The sequence below is a fragment of the Streptomyces bobili genome (assembly GCF_002154575.1).
Lineage (GTDB): Bacteria > Actinomycetota > Actinomycetes > Streptomycetales > Streptomycetaceae > Streptomyces > Streptomyces bobili.
Genome location: NZ_MUBA01000895.1, coordinates 1 through 636 on the forward strand (window position 1 = coordinate 1; position 636 = coordinate 636).

Sequence of the window (636 nt, forward strand, 5' to 3'; positions counted from 1 at the left end):
AACGGCAACAGCGACCAGCCCGACCCCCTCGACTCCTTCGACGAGATCATCGCGGCCGAGACCGACCGCGACCCCGACCTCGCGGTGATCGAGGCCGGCAGCCGCACCCTGCGCACCCTGGGCGGTCCACCGGAGTCCGGCGTGCCCACCCGGCCCGCCGACCCCGAGGTCGACAAGGCCCTGCGCGAGGTCGAGGCGGAGCTGGCCACCCGCTGGGGCGAGACCAAGCTGGAGCCCTCCGTCAGCCGGATCGCCGCGCTCATGGACGTCCTGGGCGAACCGCAGAGGGCGTACCCCTCGATCCACATCACGGGGACGAACGGCAAGACCTCCACCGCCCGCATGGTCGAGGCCCTCCTCGGCGCCTTCGACCTGCGCACCGGGCGGTACACCTCCCCGCACGTCCAGTCGATCACCGAGCGCATCAGCCTCGACGGCGCGCCGGTCTCCGCCGAGCGGTTCGTCGAGACCTACCACGACGTCAAGCCGTACGTGGAGATGGTCGACGCCGCCCAGGAGTACCGGCTGTCCTTCTTCGAGGTGCTCACCGGCATGGCGTACGCCGCCTTCGCCGACGCCCCCGTGGACGTGGCCGTCGTGGAAGTGGGCATGGGCGGCTCCTGGGACGCCACCAAC

The 636-nt window shown here is 71.7% G+C and carries 1 protein-coding gene; it reads left to right on the forward strand.

Annotation, left to right across the window (positions count from 1 at the left end; translation table 11 throughout):
* The coding region (locus BZL64_RS38540; RefSeq protein WP_279634668.1) for a folylpolyglutamate synthase/dihydrofolate synthase family protein at nt 1-636 on the forward strand (636 nt) is incomplete at both ends.